This is a genomic window from Kribbella albertanoniae, assembly GCF_004348455.1.
Taxonomy (GTDB): domain Bacteria; phylum Actinomycetota; class Actinomycetes; order Propionibacteriales; family Kribbellaceae; genus Kribbella; species Kribbella albertanoniae.
In genome coordinates, this window is the sequence record NZ_SMKA01000053.1 from 15,120 (window position 1) to 36,981 (window position 21,862).

Annotated in this window: 17 protein-coding genes; 8 read left to right on the forward strand and 9 right to left on the reverse strand. The window is 67.5% G+C overall.

Features of this window, described 5'->3' with window-relative positions; translation table 11 throughout:
• The first annotated feature begins 83 nt into the window (after nt 1-83).
• Both E1261_RS14680 and E1261_RS14685 read left to right on the forward strand, forming a co-directional pair.
• Nucleotides 84-1,565 (forward strand): amino acid adenylation domain-containing protein, encoded by a 1,482-nt coding sequence (locus E1261_RS14680; protein WP_132406873.1) that lies wholly within the window; start codon nt 84-86, stop codon nt 1,563-1,565.
• Nucleotides 1,562-2,755, forward strand: a complete 1,194-nt coding sequence (locus E1261_RS14685) for a ferredoxin reductase domain-containing protein (RefSeq protein ID WP_132406875.1) — start codon at nt 1,562-1,564, stop codon at nt 2,753-2,755. Before E1261_RS14680 ends, E1261_RS14685 begins: the two co-directional genes overlap by 4 nt.
• A gap of 27 nt (nt 2,756-2,782) precedes the next feature.
• Here E1261_RS14685 and E1261_RS14690 read toward each other — a convergent pair whose 3' ends face one another.
• Both E1261_RS14690 and E1261_RS14695 read right to left on the reverse strand, forming a co-directional pair.
• Nucleotides 2,783-5,170 carry a ricin-type beta-trefoil lectin domain protein gene (locus E1261_RS14690; RefSeq protein ID WP_132406877.1) on the reverse strand — a complete coding sequence of 796 codons (2,388 nt, stop codon included), beginning with the start codon at nt 5,168-5,170 and terminating at the stop codon, nt 2,783-2,785.
• A gap of 7 nt (nt 5,171-5,177) precedes the next feature.
• On the reverse strand, nt 5,178-7,109 hold the full coding sequence (locus E1261_RS14695; RefSeq protein WP_132406879.1) for a DUF8034 domain-containing protein: 1,932 nt from the start codon (nt 7,107-7,109) through the stop codon (nt 5,178-5,180).
• Between the two features lie 191 nt (nt 7,110-7,300).
• On the opposite strand from E1261_RS14695, the gene E1261_RS14700 reads away from it, so the two are divergent.
• Nucleotides 7,301-8,035 carry a FadR/GntR family transcriptional regulator gene (locus E1261_RS14700; protein WP_202874692.1) on the forward strand — a complete coding sequence of 245 codons (735 nt, stop codon included), beginning with the start codon at nt 7,301-7,303 and terminating at the stop codon, nt 8,033-8,035.
• Between the two features lie 4 nt (nt 8,036-8,039).
• Here E1261_RS14700 and E1261_RS14705 read toward each other — a convergent pair whose 3' ends face one another.
• Nucleotides 8,040-8,315, reverse strand: a complete 276-nt coding sequence (locus E1261_RS14705; RefSeq protein ID WP_132406881.1) for a DUF167 domain-containing protein — start codon at nt 8,313-8,315, stop codon at nt 8,040-8,042.
• A gap of 700 nt (nt 8,316-9,015) precedes the next feature.
• On the opposite strand from E1261_RS14705, the gene E1261_RS14710 reads away from it, so the two are divergent.
• The 5 genes from E1261_RS14710 (at nt 9,016) to E1261_RS14730 (ending at nt 16,571) form a co-directional block, all read left to right on the forward strand.
• Nucleotides 9,016-10,164 carry a chymotrypsin family serine protease gene (locus E1261_RS14710; RefSeq protein WP_132406883.1) on the forward strand — a complete coding sequence of 383 codons (1,149 nt, stop codon included), beginning with the start codon at nt 9,016-9,018 and terminating at the stop codon, nt 10,162-10,164.
• A gap of 50 nt (nt 10,165-10,214) precedes the next feature.
• On the forward strand, nt 10,215-10,472 hold the full coding sequence (locus tag E1261_RS14715) for a hypothetical protein (RefSeq protein ID WP_132406885.1): 258 nt from the start codon (nt 10,215-10,217) through the stop codon (nt 10,470-10,472).
• A 225-nt stretch (nt 10,473-10,697) separates the two neighbouring features.
• The gene (locus E1261_RS14720; RefSeq protein ID WP_132406887.1) at nt 10,698-11,444 is read left to right on the forward strand and encodes an enoyl-CoA hydratase/isomerase family protein; all 747 of its coding nucleotides are present in this window, start codon (nt 10,698-10,700) and stop codon (nt 11,442-11,444) included.
• 168 nt (nt 11,445-11,612) lie between these two features.
• Nucleotides 11,613-14,951 carry a S8 family serine peptidase gene (locus E1261_RS14725; protein WP_132406889.1) on the forward strand — a complete coding sequence of 1,113 codons (3,339 nt, stop codon included), beginning with the start codon at nt 11,613-11,615 and terminating at the stop codon, nt 14,949-14,951.
• A gap of 57 nt (nt 14,952-15,008) precedes the next feature.
• Nucleotides 15,009-16,571, forward strand: coding sequence for a DUF4139 domain-containing protein (locus E1261_RS14730; protein WP_132406891.1), 1,563 nt, complete (start codon nt 15,009-15,011; stop codon nt 16,569-16,571).
• 180 nt (nt 16,572-16,751) lie between these two features.
• Here the strand turns inward: E1261_RS14730 and E1261_RS14735 are convergent, their stop codons facing one another.
• The 6 genes from E1261_RS14735 to E1261_RS45275 all read right to left on the reverse strand — a co-directional run.
• Complete coding sequence (locus E1261_RS14735) at nt 16,752-17,744, reverse strand: ArsR/SmtB family transcription factor (protein WP_165952499.1); 993 nt, start codon at nt 17,742-17,744, stop codon at nt 16,752-16,754.
• A 111-nt stretch (nt 17,745-17,855) separates the two neighbouring features.
• Nucleotides 17,856-18,266 carry a hypothetical protein gene (locus E1261_RS14740; RefSeq protein ID WP_132406895.1) on the reverse strand — a complete coding sequence of 137 codons (411 nt, stop codon included), beginning with the start codon at nt 18,264-18,266 and terminating at the stop codon, nt 17,856-17,858.
• Nucleotides 18,267-18,283: 17 nt separating this feature from the next.
• A complete protein-coding gene (locus E1261_RS45950) occupies nt 18,284-19,486 on the reverse strand; it encodes a glycoside hydrolase domain-containing protein (RefSeq protein WP_202874694.1) in 1,203 nt (400 codons plus the stop codon).
• 10 nt (nt 19,487-19,496) lie between these two features.
• A complete protein-coding gene (locus tag E1261_RS46880) occupies nt 19,497-20,432 on the reverse strand; it encodes a peptidoglycan-binding protein (RefSeq protein ID WP_202874702.1) in 936 nt (311 codons plus the stop codon).
• 13 nt (nt 20,433-20,445) lie between these two features.
• Nucleotides 20,446-21,417: a penicillin-insensitive murein endopeptidase gene (locus tag E1261_RS14755; RefSeq protein ID WP_132406899.1), complete on the reverse strand. Its 972-nt coding sequence runs from the start codon at nt 21,415-21,417 to the stop codon at nt 20,446-20,448.
• 75 nt (nt 21,418-21,492) lie between these two features.
• A partial coding sequence (locus E1261_RS45275) for a hypothetical protein (RefSeq protein WP_202874703.1) occupies nt 21,493-21,862 on the reverse strand: 370 nt, incomplete at its 5' end.

Genomic DNA, 21,862 nt, shown 5'->3' on the forward strand with positions numbered 1-21,862 from the left:
TAGGCAGTACGACATTCAGATCAAGGGCAGGTCGGCGAAAGCCGATCTGCCCTTTCGGTTTCGCCCCGAACCAGGAGGTCGTCATGTATGACCAGCTCACTCCCGCCGATCGAATTCTCTTCCAGCATTACGGATCCGGCCGCGTCGAGCGGCCGGACTTCGATCGCATCCACCACGCCGTCGAGGCGCAGGCGCGCCGTCATCCGCGGCTGACCGCGGTCGAGCACCTCGGTGTTCGCCTCACGTACCAGGAACTCGACCAGCAGGCCGAACACCTCGCCAACCGGCTCGCCGTACTGGGCGTCCGGGCCGGTGACCGGGTCGGTCTCTTCCTCACCCGATCACCGGAGATGGTCGTCGGGATCCTCGCGATCCTGAAGGCCGGTGCTGCCTACGTACCGCAGGACATCCGGATCACTCCCCCACATCACCTGCGGCACGTCGTCAGCACGGCCGGCATCCGGGTCATCCTCACCACCAGCCAGTACGACGTTCCCGCCGACCTCGGCCAAGTCGTCGCGATCGATACCGTGGCAGCCGAGGCCGACCCACCTCGAGCCGAGCAGGACGGCAACGCGGCCGTGGTGATCTTCACCTCCGGCACCACCGGAGTGCCGAACGGCGTCCAGGTGACCCATGCGAACCTGTGCAACGTCCTGCTCACCGAGCCGGGCTCCCTGGGCATCCGGCCCGGTGACCGGGTCGGGCAGTTGCTGAACATCGCCTTCGACCTGGCCGCCTGGGAGATCCTCGGCACCCTCGCCCACGGCGGCACCTTGGTTGTCCGAGGCAACGATCTGGCGCGGACCGCGGAGAGTCTGAACGTCGTCATCGCCACGCCGAGCATCCTGTCCACGCTGGATCCCGACGCCTGCCCGGCGATCCGGACGGTCGCCGTCGCCGGAGAGCGATGCCCGCAGAGTCTGGCCGCGACCTGGTCACGCCGAGCGGCCTTCCACAACTGCTGTGGCCCGACCGAGGTCACCATCGTCAACACCGTGCAACGCTACGACGGCGCGCTGACCATCGGCCGGCCGATCCCCAACACGACGGTCTACATCCTGGACGACGACCTGCAACCATGTCCGATCGGAGAGATCGGCGAGATGTGGGCCGGCGGCGCCTGTGTCTCCGACGGGTACCTGGGTAACGAGGCGCTGACCGCCGAGCGCTACCGGCCGGATCCGTTCCTCGGTGGTGCCAACAGGATGTTCCGCACCCGGGACCTGGCCCGCTGGACCGCGGACGGACAGCTCGAACATCACGGCCGGACCGACGACCAGGTGAAGCTCCGGGGATTCCGGATCGAACTGGACTCGGTCACCTCGGCACTCGAGCAGACTCCGGGCTGCGCCCGCGCCGCCGCGGTGCTGCACGAGGACCGGCTGGTCGGCTTCGTCAGCCCGGCGACCGTCCAGCCGGAGGTGGCCCGGCGAGTCGTCGAGGAGCTGTTGCCCTACTACTGTTCCCCGACGCTGATCGTCGCGGTCGACAAGCTGCCGGTCACCGAGCGCGGCAAGATCGACCGGCGTGCGCTGGTCTCCCGGTTGGACACAGTGGCATGACCACACAGCTCAGTCTCCCCGCGCCGGGCCGGTCGTTGCGCGCACGCGTCAAGCGCCGTCCGTTCACCCATCACAACCGGCTCGCCGCAGCCGTCGTACTGATCAATGTGGTGTCGATTCCGATCGCCGACCCATCGTCGATGGTGCTCGCCAACTTCGCTCTGGCGGTGCTGATCCGTCAGCAGTACGTGATCAATCTGCTGTTCTGGCTGGCGACCCGGGTGCCCACGCACTGGCCGCTGCGGATCCGGTGGACGATGGGTAAGGTCTACCACTTCGGTGGACTGCATGTCGGGGCCTCGATCTGCGCCACCGCTTGGTTCCCCTTCACCGCGCCCTCTCTCGCTCTCACCTGGGTGATCCTGGCGCTGCTGCTCGGGATGATCGTGCTCGCACTGCCGGTACTACGGGCCCGGCAGCACAACTGGTTCGAACGAGCCCACCGTTTCGGCGGATGGTCCGTTCTGGCTCTGTTCGCACTCCATGCGGCAGCGACGACCAGTACGGCGAGTCTCTGGGTGCTCGCGGTCGTCACCTTCAGCGTGCTCCTGCCGTGGCTGCGGTTGCGCCGGGTGCCGGTCCGGATCGACCGGCCGTCCCGGCACGTCGCGCTCGTCCGGTTCGGTTACGGGGTGACACCGTTCGCCGGATCGTCGACCGCGGTGAGCCGGAATCCCTTGCTGGAATGGCATTCCTTCGCGAACGTGCCGACGCCCGGACAGCCCGGGTTCCGGCTGACGATCTCGCGGGCGGGCGACTGGACAGGCGCTCTCATCGACGACGCACCGCCGTACCTGTGGGTCAAGGGCATCCCGACCGCCGGGGTCGGCAACATCGACAAGTTGTTCCGCAAGGTCGTCTGGGTCGCGACCGGCAGTGGCATCGGCCCCTGCCTGCCGCATCTGCTCGCCGGTGAAACACCGTCCCTGCTCGTCTGGTCGACCAGGCACCCACGCCAGACGTACGGCGAGGCGCTCGTCAACGAGATCCTCGCCGTACAACCGGATGCGGTCATCTGGGACACCGACTCAGGCGGTAAACCCGACCTGCTCGCGTTGACCTATCAGGCCTATGTGGAGTCCGGCGCCGAGGCCGTGATCTGCATCTCCAACAAGTCAACCACCTGGCAGATAGTCGAAGAGCTGGAGTTGCGCGGGATCCCGGCCTTCGGCGCGATCTGGGATTCCTGACCGACTAGTGGATCTGCTGCGGCGGGCTCAGGACAGCGCCCACTGCTGGTTGCCGCCGCCGTGGCAGGTCCACAGGTGAACCTTGGCGCCATTGCCGGTGCCCGCACCACTCACGTCCAGACAGAGCCTGGACTGGACACCGGTAATGGTCCCATTGGTGTTGAACTGCCACTGCTGGTTGGCCGCGCCGGTGCACTGCGAGATCACGACCTGGGTGCCGTTGGTGGTCTGGCTGTTCAAGGCTGTCGCGCACCGGGTGTTGCCGCCGGTGTAGACGGTCAGCTGTCCCGTGGAGGTGCGGGTCCAGGTCTTGTTCGCGGCAGCGGAGCATCCCCAGATCTGGACCTGGGTTCCCGGAGTGGTGCTGTTGTTCGGAACATCCAGGCACTTGCCCGCGGCCAGCGCGAAGAGCTCACCGGTGCGGGGACGCAGGGCGGGTTCGATCCCTGCTTGCGCCATCACCTGCTGCGCGGCCGTCGGCCAGGAGCCGCTGACCTGAACGTTGCCCCGGACAACGTTGTTGTGCGGCGGCCCGGTCGCCACATTGGTCGCGCCGGCGTTGTACCAGTTGTCGGCGAAGACGTTGTCGTTGGTGTTGTTGGTGGAGCTGGCGTTGGTGAAGGCGAAGACTCCGCTGTCGATCACCACGTTGTTCGTCACCGAGACGTACCGCGAGCCTTCGTCCAGGTACAGGCCGACGGTACTGCGATTGTCGTAGACGAGGTTGTGGTCGAACGAGCCGCCGGGGTTCGCGGACAGGTTGTAGAGGCTACCGCCGTCGTGCAGCGACTTCTTGGTGCCGTGGACGACGTTGTACCTGACGATCGTGTCCCGCAGGGTCGTCGGAGTCGTGTACACCGGCTGGTAGTTGTAGAGCCCGCGGTTGCGGTAGTCCTGGCTGCCACCGGCGTCGTTGGCGCCCCAGCCCCAGCCGATGTCGATCCCGTCGTACGCGAGATTGGAGACCTCGTTGTGCTCGATGACCGCGCGGGTCGTGTACGTCGACAGGATGCCGGCCATGTCCTTGTAGTCCTTCGCGACATCCGTCACCAGGTTGTTCTTGACCAGGATGTCGCGGTTGACCATCGCGGGATTGGACGGATGGTGCGCGTCCGGCCGCACTCCGCCGATCAGGATCCCGCCGCCGGAGAGGTTCGTGAAGGTGTTCTGGGTGACGGTGATGTTCGATGCGCCGAGGCCGACACCCGACTGGTGCGCGTTCGCGTCGTTGCCGATCCCGAGACCGACCTGACCGAGGTGGCGGAAGGTGTTGTTGGTGAAGGTGATCCCGGTGGCGGCAGAGACCTGTACGGCGGCCGGTACCTGACCCCAGCCGTTACGAGTGGCCTCGAACTGCTGGCAACCCGACTGGCAGGAGGTCAGGAAGTCACCGGGCATCTGATAGCCGGCCGGGATGAACGCGCCACTCTGCTGGTTCGCGTACCCGATCGACGTACCGGGCTGGAGCCAGGTGGTGTGCTCGAAGACCATGTCCCGCATGGTGATGTCGCGGACCGGGTTCGCGAGCGTGCCGCTCATCTGGACCAGCGAGGTCAGGCGTGGCAACACGATGTCGCGACCGACGGGCGACTGGCCGGATGCCGTCTTGTAGTAGAGCTTGCCGGCCTGCGGATCCAGATACCACTGGCCGGCAGTGCGGAGGAACGAGTAGGCGTTGTGAAGCGTGAGGCCGCCGCCGGCGAACGGCCTGGCGAGCGTGTCGTAACCCCAGTTGTTGTTGTTCCAGGCGGGTTGCTGCATCGTGATCGCCGTACCGCTGATGCTTTGCACCGGGGCGTACCGGTCGGTGAACGAGTTCAGGCTCTCCAGCTCGATCCGGTTCTGCTGCGGCAGCGTGGCGAGGTAGTTGAGTGCGGAGTTGAGGATCGTCATCCCGCTGTTGGTGATCCGCACATCGTTGCGCGAAATGGGGATCGAGGCACGCGGTGCCAGTGTTCCGTCGACGTAGAGCTGCCGGGAGTCGATCCCCTGCGGTACCGACGCGACCCAGATGTTCGCGCCCGCGTCGTGTTGGGTCCAGCCGGTCACCGGTTGACCGCCGGAGACCGTGGGCGCTGCGCCAGGACTGGCCTGCCAGGTGACGGTGTGGCCGTTGCGCCCGGAGTCGGCGCTGGTGAACTTCAGCGGTTCGGTCAGTCGGTGGACGCCACCTGCGAGCTCGACGACGACATCGGCCTCACCGGAGTGGGCACGCGCCAGCTCTTGTGCCTTGGCGAGCGAACCGACTGGACTATTGGTGGACCCTAGGTTGCGGTCGTTGCCGTTGGGAGCGACGACGATCCGCACTACTGGGGATTCTGCAGCTTGTGCTGGAACGCCGGTCAACATCGGGCTGATGAGGGCGGTTGACGCCGCAATGATCGCGGCAATCAACGGGCGGGGGCCTGGTTGCATGGGTGTTTCACCTTTCCGGAGGGGCGGGATTCATTCCGAAGGGGGTGCGGTAGGAGGGCGGCTGGTCGCGCAGGTCGAGGCGGAGCGTCAGGCGAACGCTGGTTGAGGCAGGCAGCTCGACCCCGAGCCAAGGGCCGTCGCCTTGGATGAGTTGTGACGTCACCGCGGGCTGACCGTGTCCGTAGTCGTAGAGGTCGCCGAGCCAGCTCGAGTCCTCACAGACGGTGTAGTGCACCGAGCGGATGGAGTGCTCGGCGAACGCACCGGCCTGCACGACAACGGAGCGCGCTTCTTCCGGATCGAGATTGACCAGGTCGACGATGGTTGCCTCGGGCTCGATACTCGACACCAGCGCGGCCACGGACGGTGGCAGGCCGGGTCGTCGGGTCTGGGCGTCGTAGTACCGCACGCGGGCCTGCTGCAGACCGCCGTTGTAGATGACCTGCGGCCCGCCCCAGGTGAGCTGCACCAGCGCCTCGGTGACGACGGGATTCGACTGTTGCCACAGGTGGATGTCGGCTTCGGCGACCTCGTCGCGCCGGTACCGCTCCATCCGGGCCAGGCGGTGCCGCACCTGAGCCTGCGCGGCGGCCAGGATCTGCTCCGGGTACGCCGGATTGTCACCGGCCAGGAAGGCGAGCCAGGGCTCCTCGTGTCCCGCCTCTTCCTTGGCCCGGAACGGGCGCACGATCCGCCAGTCGTGACCGCTGGCGGAGCGCAGGCCTTCGATGCGCTCGCGATCGGCAACGGCGGCAGAGTGATGCCACAGTGCGGTGGGAACCGCCATCAGCATCGGGTTGTAGTCGAACCAGCCGCGGTCGTCGTACCGGAACGGGACGTGCAGAGTGGGAGTGCCGACGTCGTCGCCGAGTTGCACGGTCCACCGCGATCGGAGGCTGGAGTCCGCCTCCGTGAACGCCATCGTCTTACCCCGGCGAATGACCTCGTCGAGGGCCGGCCGGACGAGGTCGAGGTACGACTCGTCGTTGGTCGCCGCGACCGCCGCGAGCGCGGCGATCATCGCGGCCTGCCCAACGCTGTACCAGCCGTGCGGCCAGGACCAGCCGTAGTGACCGCCGTACCAGCGGCCCTCGAGGAGGCCGCCCACCACGCCGTCCGGCGAGACGTTGTCCGGAATGACGCCGCCGTTGCCGGCTGCCCGCTCGCGCCACGCCCCGACGTACTGGCTGATCCAGCTCCGGTAGCGCTCGTTCCCGGACAGCAGCAACGCGTTGAGGACGAGTCCGGAGGCGGCCAGGTTGACCGCGGTATCCCCCACTCCGGTCCGGCGTCGCATCTCTTCGCCCAGTCGTGGGTCGAGCTCCCGGTCCGGTTCGCCCGAGCCGGGAGGTAGTAACCATTCCAGCGGGAAGCCGTACAGCTGGGCTTCCTGCGGTAGCCAGGGGTAGGACTTGCCGTCGAACAAGCCCTCCCGCTGTGCGTCGCTGCCGTTGTGCGGCCGGCGGATGATCCGGTGTTCGGGGTCGTAGTTGCCGTGCACCGGGTCGACGTAGAGCTCGGCGAAACGCAGGGCCCGCTCGGCCCAGCGATCGGGAGCGGCCATGCAGAGGAAGTAGAAGAGCAGCAGGCTCTCGCCCTGATGGAACCAGTCGTACCCGCGCTCGTAGTCGTCGTCGAGCATGCCGAGTTCGGTGAGCTGATCGGTGACACCTGCCCAGTGCCGCTCGGACGCGGCGAGCAGGTCGTCGGCCCCGCCCAGCAGATAGAGCTGCGGCCAGTTGAAGAACGTCTCGTAGAAGTCGTCCACGCCGTCGCGCGAGGTGAGTCCGTCACCGTAGTTCAGCCGCCCGTCGGGACCGGTGAAGTCGCGTTCGAACCGGCGCCAGGCGTGGTCGAGCAGCTGGAACAGTTCGCGTTGCGCGATCGCCCACTGCGGCGGTTCGAGCAGCGGCACCGAGGCGGTGATGACGGGATACATCCGAGAACCTCCGGAATGTGTCGTACTCATTTGAGCCATGACAGCGGTCAGCCCTCGGCCCGTCAAGAGATGAGACTGACTAATCATCCGATCGTCGGACCTCGGTGACGACGGCTGGCTGTATTCTCGGGACCGGCGTCCGCAATCAGCCGTACTCTTTCTGGCGGTCCCTACTGGATGGAGGCAGGCAGGTGGACAGCGTGTCCGTTCCGGCCGGGTCGTACCGACCGGGTTACGAGCTGGTGGCCGAGCAGATTCTGCAGCTCATCGCGGAGCTGGGGCTGCGCCCGGGCGACCGGATGCCGACCGAGAACGAACTGGCCACCCAGCTGGGTTCCAGTCGGACGGTGGTGCGCGAAGCGGTCAAGATCCTGTCGGCCATCGGGCGGGTCCGGGCCCAGAAGGGGCGCGGGCTCTACGTCTCCGACGACGACGGGATGCTGGGTTCCGGACGCTGGGGAGGGTTCTTCCATCCCACCGATCTCGACCACGTCTACATGCTGTTCGAGTTCCGCCGCGTCCAGGAGACCGCGGCCAGCCGGCTGGCTGCGACCCGCGCGACCCCGGCCGAACTGCGCACGATCGAAACCGCCGCCGAGACCTGCCGGCAGGGTCACCTGACCGGGCAGTCCGCCCTCTTCGATCGCGGCGACGACGACTTCCACCTCGGCATCGCCACGGCATCGCACAACAGCTTCCTGGTCGCCTCGGTGCGCGAGGCCCGCCGCCTTCAGTACCAGTCCGCCGCGATCGGCCTGCATGGCACCGTCGGTGGCCACGCCCAGGAGGCCACCGAGGAACACGCCGCCATCTACCAGGCGATCCGGGACGGCGACCCGGAAGCAGCAGCGCGCGCCACCGCCGTCCACCTCGACAACACCCTCGAGGACTACCGCCGCGAGATCCAGCGGCGGGTCTTCGGCTGAACGATCACCCGAGCAGTTCAGCCAGCCGCGCGCCGAGCTGCACGTCGTCCCCGTCGACCTCGACCAGCTTGTCGCGACTCGTTGCCCCATGCACCAAAGTCACCGCCGACCGCCGCACCCCGAACGCCGTCGCCACCGCATCCAGCACGGCCTTCGTCGCCTGCCCCTCCACCGCCCGAGCCCCCACCGCGACAATCAGCCCAGGACCGGCACCACCGTCGTACTGGCCTCCGACCGCAGTCCGCGACGCTCCCGGCTTCACCCGCAGCAAGACCCTCATCAACAGCCCAACCTACCCTCGCCCGGCCCGAGCGGCGCCCCAGCTCCCCGCACCCGCCACCATTTGATGGGTTCCCCCATGAGGTTGCGGGTTCCCCACCCGCATGCGCGTACAGAACCCACCAACTGGTGGGGCAACCCACCGGCTGCTCGCTCTCCGCACAAGCCGGTGCGACGTTGAGCCACAACCCGGCAGCCCCAGACAGCATGGCTGAGCGCAGCGGCGGCTGAGGTAGATGGCGAGGTCCGGTGACCGGGCTCGCGTTGCCTGGAGTTGCCGGGCCATGGATGCGGTACGGAAATTGAGGGGATCTCCGTTCAAGTGCACCCTTCTCCCCTCAAAAAATGGGCAGAGAACGGACCATTCGAACGGATATCCGGCCAAATGGCGGCTGGCGGCTGGCGGCTGGCGGCTGGCGGCTGGCGGCTGGCGGCTGGGGAGGATCTTCGCCCCGGCCGGGATGTGGGGAGGATCCACCCCCAGAATCCGTCGCGGATCCTCCCCGAACCGTTAGCGGGGAGCCGGAGCTAACGTCCGACGATCCGGAGACCACGCCTGCGGGTTGTTCGGACGTTGTGGGTTTTGTGAGCAATGTGGGCGGGTGGTGGTCAGTCCGAGAGGCGATGACAACGATGTATTGACAGGGTGTGACTGACTGCTCACAGTGGGGCGCACACCGCCCCAAGTGTGAGGACTGCTCATGCGTAGAACACCTGCTGCCATCGCGGCTGCCGCCCTGCTGGTCACCTGCACCGCACTCCCTGCCCAGGCCTTCGAGGCCACCCCAGAATCGAGAACCGAGGCCAGGACGCTCACGGCAGCAGACAGTCAGATGCTCGCCCAACGGCCACTGGTCGAGGCCGCCGATCGGCTCGCTGCGGTCGCCGAATCGCCAAGCCTGCAAGGGTACGCCGGTATCACGCTCGCCGAGGACGCCGTCGTGCTCTGGTGGAAAGGTACGCCGCCTCTCCAGATCAAGCAGGCCGTCACCTCCGAGCGCGCGCCAGTCCGAATCGCGAAGGCGGTCCACTCCAAGGCCGACCTCGACCGAGCCGCCCGGTCGATCGCGACCTGGCAGCAGCAGAACCCGGATCACGGCATCGACGCGATCAAGAACCCCGGCGACGGCAGCGGCCTGGTCCTGGGCGTCCGGCCATCACAGCGGACCGCACAGGCGCTCGGGTCGACCCTGCAACGCCGTACCGGCGTCCCGGTCCGCGTCGTCGCGGAGGAACCGCTCCAGCCGGCATCACGGGACGACGACTGGTCACCCTGGATCGGCGGTGCGCGGCTCTGGAACCAGTCCGCGGGTGCCATCTGCACGACGGGCTTCGGAGTGAAGGACGGGCAGGGCCGTCCGTACATTCTCACCGCCGGCCACTGCGGCCAGCCGGGTCAGCAGTTCGCCGACGGGCGAGGTGAATACATCGGCAACATGGGCGCCAAGAACGGCGACCACGACGTCGCGCTGATCCCCACCAACGCCGTCGACTTCCAGGCCTACGTCGGCAACAGCACCGACAACCTGATCGAGAACGTCCCGTTCTGGGGCCACGTCTACGTCGGCCAGTTCCTCTGCCAGAGCGGCCAGACCAGCGCCGGCGTGGTCGGTGGACCGGTCTGCAACATCAAGGTCCTCTTCTTCTACAACGACCGCGAAGACCTCGTCGAAGGCGAGCAGATGAACGGCCAGCCCGCCGCCCGCGGCGGAGACTCCGGCGGCCCCGTCTACTCCCGCGGCTCCGCCGGCCTGATCGCCAACGGCACCGTCACCCGCACCGCCGGCGCCCGCATAGGCTTCCAAGACTTCGCCACCGCCAACCGAGACTTCGGCATCAGCATCCCGTGACAGTGATTCGCTGACCCACCTCATCGCCAGGAGTGACTAGGCTCCTGGCGATGAACCTGGACCAGTTCGATCTCGGTGAGTTCATGCAGGACGTCGGCCGGGCCGGCTTCACCATGATGCTCAAGATCGATCACGAGCGGCTGCGGGACCGCAGCAAGCCCTGGACGGTTCTCCTGTCTGCGCCACATCCGGGAGGCACGGTCGTCATGCGTGGGGATTTGCGGACCCTTGAGGAATGCCTCCGTGCGGTCATCAGCCACATGGAATCAGTCCTTGAGGACCGTGAGTGGCTGGAGCTCTACCGATGAGCCCGAGCGCCGCTGAGGTCGAAGAGCTCCTCGAGCGGCTCGGAAGGGCGGGTGTGACCTTGCTGATCCAAATCGACGAGCCACGCGTCGCGGCCGGTGACGCCCCATGGATCGCAATGGCATCGGGACCGGGCGCGCCCACTGGCGGTTTTCAGGTTCGGGGCTGCGAGACGCTCGAGGATTGCCTGGTGAAGGTATCGGCTGACCTCCCCCAGGACGACCGGCATGCCTGAAGCTGTTCCTGACAGTGGAATCTGGCTGGCCATCCACGATGGCAGCGCCGAGATCAGCATCGACCGGCGCGATGCCCGCAACAGCCTTGATAGTCGGGCACTTGTGGGGCTCGCGACCGCGTTGCAGTTGGTGGAAGCGGACGTTGGGGTGCATTCCGCTGTGTTGCGGTCTGGGGTTGAGGGGGTGTTTTGTTCGGGTGGGAACTATGCGGATCCGGATCGGCCGGGGCGGGCGTCGGTGGAGTATGCGCCCAGTCTTGCTGCCTGTTTCGAGGCTTGGACTTCGCGGAGTTTTCCGGTGATCGCGCTTGTTGACGGGACGGCGCGGGCGTTTGGTACGGCGCTTGCGCTGACCAGTGATCTGGTGGTCGCGAGCCCGCGGGCTTCGTTCGGGTTGCCGGAGTTGAGTCGGGGCGTGGTGCCGTCGTACGCGATTGCGTTGTTGCGGACTCGGCACAGCTCGCAGTTTGTGCGGGAGTTCGTGTTGACGACTGAGGCGATTACGGCCCGGAGCGGGTTTGCGACTGTCAGCAGTGAGCCTGAGGAGGTTGTGCGGGCTCAGGTTGCGCGGTTCGCCGCTATTGGTGTGGAGGCGGTCCGGGGTGCGCAGCGCTTGCTGACGGCAATCGATGCAACGCTTGATCTGCGGGCCGCTCAGCAGTTGGCCGCTGACGGGGTTGCGGAACAGCTGCGCCGGTACGACGAAGGGCGGACGGACCAGACGTATTTGGGGTTGTGAGGTCTGGCCCACTTGCGGGATTGGGCTTAGATTCGGCTCAGGCAGGCACCGTGGGGGTGCCGGCCGGTACGTCGTTCCGAGGGGGGCTCGGGTGCGCGGCGATCTGGGGGGTCACGCGTTGTCTTGCTCGCGGTGACGGCGTCATCTGCCTTCACGGGAGGCCACCGCATGAGGTCACGGATTCACAGAAGACGCACCACCACGGCCGTTCTGTCCGCCGGTCTGCTGTTCGCCGCCACCTTGACTCCGGGCGGCGCGGCTGCTGCCGACCCACCACCAGGTGGCCGGGCGTGGACCGCTACGCCGTTGCAGGTCGCTGACACGGTCAGCGGCGCGAAGTCACCCAGCGGGCAGCTCGCCAAGAGTGATCCCGCACTGATCAACAGCACGTCGGCCAAGCAGGTTCGCGTCGTCGTCAAGCTGGACTACGACTCGCTCGCCGCGTACCGCGGTGGTCTGAAGGGCCTGCCGGGCACCAGCCCCGCGGTCACCGGGAAGCGTCTCGACCCCAAGGGTGCGAACGCGACCAAATACCTCAAGCACGTGACCGCGCTGGAGAACGACTTCCTCGCGGCCATGCAGAGCAAGGTTCCGAGCGCCCGGGCCGGGCAGAAGCTGCGCACCGTGTACGGCGGTATCGCGCTCAGCGTGCCGGCGAACCAGGCTCGTGAGCTGCTCAAACTGCCCGGTGTCGCAGCGGTCCAGCAGGACGATCCGCAGAAGCTGCTGACCGACTCGAGTGGCGAGTTCATCGGCGCTCCGACGATCTACAACCAGCTCGGTGGATCGGCTTCCTCGGGCAAGGGCGTGATCGTCGGCATCCTCGACAGCGGTTCGTGGCCCGAGCATCCGTCGTACGCCGATCCTGGCACTCTGCCCGCTCCCCCAGCGACCGCCGACGGCACCCCGCGGGTCTGTGACTTCGGGGACAACCCGCTGACCCCGGCAAGCGACGAGTTCGTCTGCAACCGGAAGCTGATCGGCGGCCGGCCGTTCCTCGAAACGTACAACGCGGTGATCGGCGGCGACGTCTACCCCGATTCCGCCCGCGACTCGAACGGTCACGGCACCCACACGTCGACGACCTCGGCCGGTGGTCCGGTCGCCAACGCGAACCCGCTGGGCATCAACCGTGGCCCGATCCGCGGGATCGCGCCGGCCGCGGCTGTCTCGGTCTACAAGGTCTGCGGTGCTCAAGGCTGCTTCCCGTCCGACTCGGTGGGGGCTGTCGCGCGCGCCATCCTGGACGGTGTCCGGGTGATCAACTTCTCGATCTCCGGTGGTAACGACCCCTACAGCGACCCGGTCGAACTCGCCTTCCTGGACGCGTACGCCGCGGGTGTCTTCGTGGCGGCGTCGGCCGGCAACTCCGGTCCGGGCGCGAACACGACCAACCACCGCAGCCCGTGGGTCACCACGGTCGCGGCCTCCACCCAGGCCCGCACCTTCCGCTCGACGATCACCTTGGAAGGCGGTGGCGCGACCGCCACGATCTCCGGCGCGTCGGTTACCGGCGGGATCAGCACGGCGACGCCCGTCGTACTGGCCGGGTCCACGCCTGGCTACACGGACGCGACTTGTAATACCCCGGCACCGGCCGGCACGTTCACCGGCAAGATCGTGGCCTGTCAGTTCACGGCGGGCCGGGTGATGAAGGGGTTCAACGTCCAGCAGGGCGGCGCGGTCGGCATGCTGATGTACAACACGACCTTCCCGTCCGACGTCTTCACCGACAACCACTGGCTGCCGAGCGCGCAACTGGAGAAGCCTGACGCCGACGCGCTGCTCGCGTTCCTGGCCGCGCATCCGGGCGCCACGGCCAAGATGACCCAAGGAAACAAGACCACCTGGCAAGGCGACGTGATCACGAACTTCTCGTCGCGTGGTCCCGGTGGTGACTTCCTCAAGCCCGACGTCACCGCACCTGGTCTCCACATCCTCGCCGGTCAGACACCGACTCCGGAGGCACCGTCCGGCGGTCCTGCCGGAAACCTGTACCAAGTGATCGCCGGTACGTCGATGTCCTCGCCGCACGTGGCCGGAGCAGCGGCACTGTTGTTCGCGCTGCACCCGTCGTGGACACCGGGCCAGGTCAAGTCCGCACTGGAGACAACCGGCAAGACGAACGTCAAGAAGTCTGACCGGGTCACCCCGGCCGACCCGTTCGATCATGGCGGCGGCCGGATCGACCTGACCAAGGCCGGCGACCCCGGTCTGACCCTCGACGAGTCGGCAGCGAACTACGTGCTCTCGGCGACCGATGCGCTGAACCGGATCGACCTCAACCTGCCGTCGGTGAACGCACCGACCATGCCGGGCGTGATCACGGCCACCCGCGTCGTCAAGAACGTCACCAACCAGACGCTCAACTTCAGCGCCTCCGGCACGACCGTCAGTGGCGCGAACATCGCCGTCATGCCGCCTGCGTTCTCACTGAAGCCGGGCAAGACGCAGAAGCTGACGATCGCGATCACCGCGCCCGACCTGCCCGACGGCCAGTACTTCGGTCAGGTCAATCTGAAGCAGCTGGCCGGCAACCGGTCCCTGCATCTGCCGGTCGCGTTCTTCCGTCAGGAAGGCGTCGTACCGATCGATCAGACCTGTACGCCGAGCACGATCGCCCGCAACACGGGTGCGTCGACGTGCACGGTGACCGTGCAGAACAACAGTCTGCAGGCCACCGACGTGACGGCCGTCAGCACGCTGAGTTCGCAACTGCGGCTGAACAGCGTGAGCGGGGCGACCCAGGTCGGTACTCAAATGGCAACCAAGACCGCAACGCTGGCCGGACGCCAGCCCGACAAGCCGGTCATCGCTCCGGGTTCGCTGTTCGGCTACCTCCCGCTGGATGCGTTCGGGGTCGCGCCGATCCCGATCGGCGACGAGCAGGCGCTGAACTTCAACGTCCCGCCCTACGTGTTCGCCGGGCAGACCTACACCCGGATCGGTGTGGTCTCCAACGGGTACACGGTCGCGGGCGGCACCTCGAGCGGGGAGGACGTCCAGTTCGCCCCGCAGAACCTGCCCGATACCGCGCGGCCGAACAACGTGCTGGCGCCGTACTGGACCGACCTCGACGGCACCGGCCGGCCAGGCGTCTACGCGACCACCCTGACCGACGGGGTGAACACGTGGCTGGTCATCGAATGGCGGGTCAACCTGTTCGGCACGACCAACCTGAAGGTGTTCCAGCAGTGGATCGGCATCGACGGCACCGAGGACATCACCTACGCCTTCGATCCGGCCAACCTGCCTGGCGATACGCCGGGGGGCTACGGCCTCACGGTCGGGGCCGAGAACGCCGACGGAACCGCCGGTAGCCAGATCACCGGTCCTCCGGTCCAGGACTACCGGATCGCGAGCACGCCGGGCGCTCCCGGTGGCTCGATGACGTACTCGATGAACGTCAGGGGTGTGCAGAAGGGCACCGGCTCGGTCACGACCGGGACCTCCACGCCACTCGTCAAGGGCATCACTGTCGAGGTCGACAAGATCATCGTCAACTAGTGAACTGATCGGTCCGGGCCGGGTCCACGTGGATCCGGCCCGGACTACTGTCGGAGCATGACCGAACTGGTGCTTGCTGCTCCGATCGTGGCCGTCGCTGTCTACCCCGACCGCGCCCGGGTGACCCGGCGCGGCCGGCTTACGCTCCCCGCCGGCGATCAGACCGTGTACGTCGACTCGCTGCCGCTGGGGTTGCAGGACGATTCGGTCCGGGTCGCTGGTCGCGGGCCGGCGACCGTGCTCGGCGTGGACCTCGCCGTACGGCATCATCCGCAGGCGCCGGACGAGACCGTCACCGAGCTGGAACGCCAACGCCGGCAGGCGGCGAACGAGGTCGCGAGTCTCGCGGATGCCGATGAGGTTCAGGGCCAGCTCGACCTGTTCCTGACCCAGCTGGGAAAGCGGGCCGGTGGCACCTTCGCCCGCACTCTTGCGGCTGGTGAGACCGGCGCTGACCTGGGCGAGTTCACCGAATCGCTGGCGACCCGGCTGACCGCCGTACGGTCGAAGCGGCGTGAGCTCGCCGATCAGCGGGAGGACGCCGAGGAGCGGCTCGCGGCGATCGACCGCCGGCTGGCCGAGGTGGCGCAGCAGCGCGTCCCGGACCGCCGCTCGGTAGCGGTCGCGCTGAACCTCGAGGCCGAGGCCGAGGTGGAGATCGAGCTCTCGTACGTCGTCCCCGGGGCCGGCTGGAGGAGCACGTACGACGTCCGCCTGTCCGGCGACCGGTTGACGCTGGGCTGGTTCGGTCTGATCACCCAGTACACAGGTGAGGACTGGCCCGAGTGCGAGCTCACGCTGTCGACCGCGCGGCCCGCGGTGAACGCGAAGGTGCCGGAACTCGACCCCTGGTACCTCGACCGCCGTCGCCCGCCCGTCCCCGTCCCGGCAGCACCGGCCAGCTTCGCCATGGCCCGGACGGAAGCGGCGTACGGCGGTGCTCCCCAGCCCGCGGGCGCCGCCCCCGAATTGGTCGAGCGGGGCGCCACCGTCGAGCAGGGCCTGACGGCTGCGACCTACACGCCGCCACGACCGGTCGCCGTACCGGCCGATGGCGCCGCCCACCGCGCGACGATCGCCTCCATCGAGCTCGACTCCGAGCTGGACTACATCACCGCACCGCTCCGCTCGACCGACGTCCACCTCCGGGCCACCGTCGCCAACTCCAGCACCCACACACTGCCCGCCGGCAAGGCAGCCGTCTTCCACGACGCCGACTTCGTCGGCTCGGCCGCTCTCCCCTTGTGGGCGCCCGGTGAAGAGGTCGAGCTGGCCCTCGGTCTCGACGACCGTATCCGCGTCGAGCGCGAGCTGGTACGCCGTACTGCCAGCAAGGCGACCCTCGGATCAACCCGGCGTCGTGAGGTCGAGTACGCAACCCGCATCGAGAACCACACGCCGCGGGCGGCCCGCATCACCGTCCTCGACCAGCTACCGGTCCCCCGCGACCACGAGATCACCGTCAAACCCATCACCGCCAGCCCGGAGCCGGCCGAGACCACCGAGCTCGGCATCATCACCTGGCAGCTCGACCTCCCACCGGGTGAGCAGACCACGATCAATCTCGCCTTCCGCGTCGAAAGCGCCAAGTCCGTCGACCTCACGGGCTGGCGTGAGTAGCTAGGCCCTCGTGTCTCCCGCTGGCCTGCCTACACGGATTTCGGGGTTGGCGATCGCGCGAGTTTCTCCTTGTGGACAAGGGATTCCGGATGCACCTCGATTTGCGCGAGGGGTGGCGGGGGTGTATTCTCGAACACATGTTCGAGGGAGATCTGGCCACGCGGTCGACACGCGACCTAGTCACCCCGGTGATCGGCAGCCTCGGAGGAGGGCGGTGCCGAGGGCGGTTAGGGAGTGCCAGACAGACAGGCCTTGGCGTTCGGTGGTGATCAGGCCGGCGCCGCGGAGGACGGTGGCGTGTTCGCTGGCTGTTGAGCGGGAGATGCTCAGGGCGGCGGCCAGCTCCGAGGTGGTGCAGCCGTTGGCGATTGCCTCCAGGCCGGCGGCGCGGGTGCTGCCGATGAGGTCGGCGAGGCCCTTGCCTGGGGCAACTGATTGTGGGACACAACCGAGCCGTCCGGACGGGTAGATGACCACGGGCGGCAGCTCCGGGTCGTACATCGTCATCGGGTTGTGCCAGTTGAAGTACGACGGGATCAGCGTCAGCCCGCGGCCGTTCAGGTGGATGTCCCGGCTGGTGGGTCCGTTGACTTCGAGGACTGGCGGTTCCCAGCGCAGCGCCGGACGCAGGCTGCCGAGCAGGCCGGAGATGCCCTCGTCACTGTGCAGCCGCGTGCGGAGTAGGTACTCCGCGCGGACGCGGGCTCGGATCGTTGGCCAGTACGGTGCGAGGGCGCGGTCGTAGTACGTCTGCATGGCGGTGCCGAGGGTGGCGATGTCAGCCGGTCGCCCGTTGGCCAGCGCTGCGATCCAGGCCGCCGATCCGCGGGGCGGGGTGACGAGGTCGAGTTCGCGACGCATCCGCTGGCGAGGCGTGCTCAGCACGGTTTCGAGGCCGACCGAGAATCCGGCCAGCCCCTCGATCGGTGTCATGAAGTCGGGGAAGTACGCCCCCGCCGGCGCGGCCGGAGCGAGCGTCGTACGGATCATCTGCCGGAAGCCCTCGTCACTCGGCAGACTCGCGCGCCACTGGGCGAAGTACTGCGGCTGCCTGGGCTTCTCGCCCTGCAGCAGATGCAGGCTCAGCATCAGCTCCCACAGCGGATCCGGCTCCGGCGCAATGTGCGTCCGGGCCAGATCCGCCGCAGTGAAATGAATCCGTACAGTCCCCATCGCTGGCGCGCCTCCCCTGCGGCACGCAGCAGGGCGGAAGCCGGCGCGCCGAGGTCCCATGATGCAGGCTCGGCCGGTGAGCTGGGAAGGATCGATCGGTGCCGAAAGGAATCAGACGCCCCGGCACTCGTAGTTGCGGATGTAGGCGACGTCGTCGGTGTCGATCTTGTACCAGCCGGCGCCCTGCACCTTCGTTCCCTCCCAGCCCCAGAAGTTCTTGATGTCGACCCAGAACGTGCACCGATACGGAATCTCGTACGCGTCGACGTCGCCCCACCCATCGGTGGTGCTGTGTGGGCTGAGCCCACGGATCCCGCTCGGGCACGACGATCCGAGCGGCTCGTACCGGTCGTCCTCACTGCACCAGCCCATCGCGACCCGCATCCCGAGGCTGGTCTGGTTGACCACGGTGCCGCACATCGACCCGACACATGATCCGGCGCTCGCGGCCGGCGCACCGGACAGAGTGGCCGCAGCCAGGACCACCAGAGCGGCAGCCGAGCGCAGCAGTGCCTTCTTCATGACAGTTCTCCCTTGTTTTATTGGCCTGATTGGAGGGCGGTCCAGGTCTGGGGGCCGACTTCGCCGTCGACCGGTAGGCCGCGGGTGGTTTGGTAGTCGCGGACGGCTTGCTCGGTGCCGGAGCCGAAGTCGCCGTCGATGCCGATCGAGCGGCCGAGGGCGGCGGTCAGGGCGCGTTGTAGCCGGCGGACCTCGAGGCCGGTTGATCCGCGGGCAAGGTTCGGTTGCCAGCCCGCCGACAACAGCGCAGTCCAGGTACGGCGGCCGACCTCGCCGTCCGCGCCCAGACCACGAGCTGACTGGAACGCCCGTACGGCGGTATCGGTGCGACTGCCGAAGTTACCGTCGACCGTTCCCGCGTCCCGGCCGTCGTCCTTCAGCAGGTACTGCAGGGCGCTCACCGCCGGACCGTTCGCGCCGCTGCTGACGGTCGGATAGGTGGTGAAGTCCCGGTTCACCGGCGGCTGTACGTCGACCTGGTTGCTGTCGATGTTGATCGTGCGACCGCCGTGCGTCTCGTTGTGGTCACCGGCGTACTGGTGGATCCGCTGATGGTTCGACCAGTACGTCGAAGGCACGTACGAACCCGCGTCGGTGTCCGCCTTGCCGTTCCACCACGCGAAGTCGATGAAGTCCGGCCGCGCGTACGTCGTTGACCGGTAGACATTGGCGAGATCTCGGATGCCTGATGCTGCACCGGAGTAGACCCCGGAGAAGTACGACGACTCGTGCAGCCGCTCGGTCCATCCGGTCAGATAGCTGAGCACTGCGGTCCGGCAGGCCGTGTTCGAGCTGTCGTAGTGCTCCATGTCGTTGTAGAGAACCGCGTTGAGCCCGAGACTCCCAGCCTTCGCGACCGCATCGCCGCCTTCGGCACGACCTTGAGAGCGTGCCACCGACGGGTCGGCCGACATCTTGAACGACTGGGTGGTCGTGCACGGCGCCTGGCGACCGACGTACAGCGGAAGCAGGTGCCAACCCTCGGAGACCTGCTCGCTGACCCAGGCCGCGGTCAGGTTCGCCTGCGTCTTGCACCCGCGCCCGTCACCGCCGAAGTACACACCGACCGACCGGTACGGCGACGAAAGCCAGGCCTGCATCGTCGCCGACGACGGCGTGTCACAGGTGTCGAACGCCTTACCTGCAAAGGATGTCGGGCTTGCCCAGGATACGGTCGGGAACAGCACCAGAGTTGCCAGGCTCACTGCTGCGATACGCACGCCTCGCATGTCAGTAGAAACAGCCGGTCGTGGGCAGGCTCGACACCGGCGGTGGGACCGCACCGTCGTACAGAGCGATCATGAACTTCTGCGGGCAGCGCCGGACGCCGCTCACCTTGATGTGAACGTGCAGGTGCGGCCCGGTCGAGTTGCCGGTGTTGCCCGTCGTCCCGATGCGCTGGCCGGCGCTGACCTGTTGCCCGTTGCTGATGGAGATCGCCGAGAAGTGGCAGTACGTGTAGCGAACGCTGCCGACATCGATGTTCACGCCGTACCCACAACCGGACGGCTCGTCGATCCGGCTCGCGGTACCGGCCACGACCGCGTAGGCCGGCACGGACTGCACCGGCAGGTCGATAGCCGGGTAGTCATGGTGCGGATCGTCGTACTCGCTCCGGGGCAGCGCACCCCGGTTGAGCGGCAAGCTGTAGCCGGATGGGTACCCGGGGAAGTCACCGACCAGCGTCTGCCAGGTGAGCGGCCCGACCTGGCCGTTCGCGTCGAGACCGCGCGACGTCTGGAACGCCCGTACGGCGGTATCGGTGTTGCCGCCGAAGTCACCATCGACCGTCAGGCCGTGCCCGTACCGGTTGAGTTCGACCTGCAGAGCCTTGACAGCCTCGCCGTTCGAACCGCGTTGCACGGTGACGATCAGCTTGCCCCAGGTGTTCGAACCGATCTGACCGTCGGACCCCAAGCCGTTGGCCGACTGGAACGCCTTCGCCGCGGCTTCGGTCCCGCCGCCGAAGTCCGCGTCCGCGCTGATGTCCTGGCCGTGGTGCCGGAGCAGGTACTGCGCCGTCGTCACGATCGGGCCCCACTGGCCTTTGACGAGGTTCGGCCAAGCCGGCAAAGCAGCAGCGGAGGTGGCCGGCAGTACAAGGCCGGCGGCAACAGTGAGCACAGCCGCGATCAGGCCGAGCAATGTGGTGGTGCGTCTGGTCACAGGACAATCCCTTTCAGCAGGAGTAGTTAGCGTTCGTATGGACGGATTCGCAGTAGCGGACATGCAGGTGGTCATCGTGGTTGTCCTGCGACTGGGCCAGTCCTTCGCCGATCAGGACGGGGTCGTTGAAGAAGATGACCTTCACCCGGCCGGTGGCCCGGATCGCCTGAATCAGTTGCCGCGTCGCCGTACGGCTGTACTGCGCGTCGAACCGGCTGATCCGGCTGATCCCGGTGCACTGGGCACGGTCGTTGCGCATCAGCTGGATGTCGGCATCGAGGCCGACCTCATGGCTGCTGTGGTCGGGGATGTTGCCGCCGTGCTCGAAGCTCAGATCCCGTACGGCGACCGGTCCGTATCCGCTCGAGTTGACGCGCTCGGCCGCGACCGCCAGCTGCCCGACGGCTGCCGCCGTACCCCAATGCGCGCTGTCCCCGTTCACATCGGACGCCTTCGTGCAGACCGCCGCCAGATCAGGACGATCGACGAGCTGGAAGTGCCAGATCAGGTTCCGCCAGGTGATCGGTCCGACCTCACCGTTGGCCTCAATCCCCGCGTGCCGCTGAAAGTCGACGACGGCGGCATGGGTGGCCGGCCCGAACGAACCATCCACCCCGAGACTCAAGCCACGCTTCAGATTGAGCTGGCGCTGCAGAGCCCGTACGGCGTTGTTGTTGTCACCCTGCCGCACCGAGACTGCCAGCGCGCCCCAGGTGTTCGGTCCGACCCGGCCGTCGGACCCAAGCCCATGAGCCGCCTGGAAGGTGCGGACCGCAGCCTCCGTGCCGGAACCGAAATCGCCGTCAACGGCGACTGTCTGTCCGGCGTGCACAAGGAGCTGCTGGATGGCCTCCACGTCCGCACCGCGGCTGCCCTTGCTCTGCGTCGGCCACGCGGCCTGCGGGAAGGCGTGGGCGGTGAGGCTGGTCGCGGTCAGGCACAGGAGGACCAGCCCGAGGGATAGGACACTGCGTACTCTCGACATGGCGTCAGCGTGGCTACCACGCGCAGCACTCCGCCAAGGCATTCGCCGACCGCCGAAACCCTTCGGCGGTGGGAATCAGGGCTTGGGTTGTTTCGTCTTCTTCGGTTTCTTGGGCTTCTTGTCCGCGGTGGGCTCGGCCTTTTGAACGGTCACGCTCGTCTTCGGAGCGATGGCTTTCGTTCGGACCGGTACGGCGGCGGTCGGCGGCGGCTGGCTGGTCGTGGTGCGCGGCGCGACCGTGGGGGTCTGTTGCGGCGCGAGGTTGGCTGGGGCCGGGGTGACGGCGCCGCGGAGGGCGATGCCGGCGCCTACTGAGCCTGTGAGGACGACCAGCGCAAGGCCTACGGGGACGAGGAGCTTGGGGCTCGATCGGCGGGCGGGCTGGACCCTCGTCGCGACGATGTCCGGGTCCACGCGGTCGCGGGCCGGTGGCTGGGCACCGGTC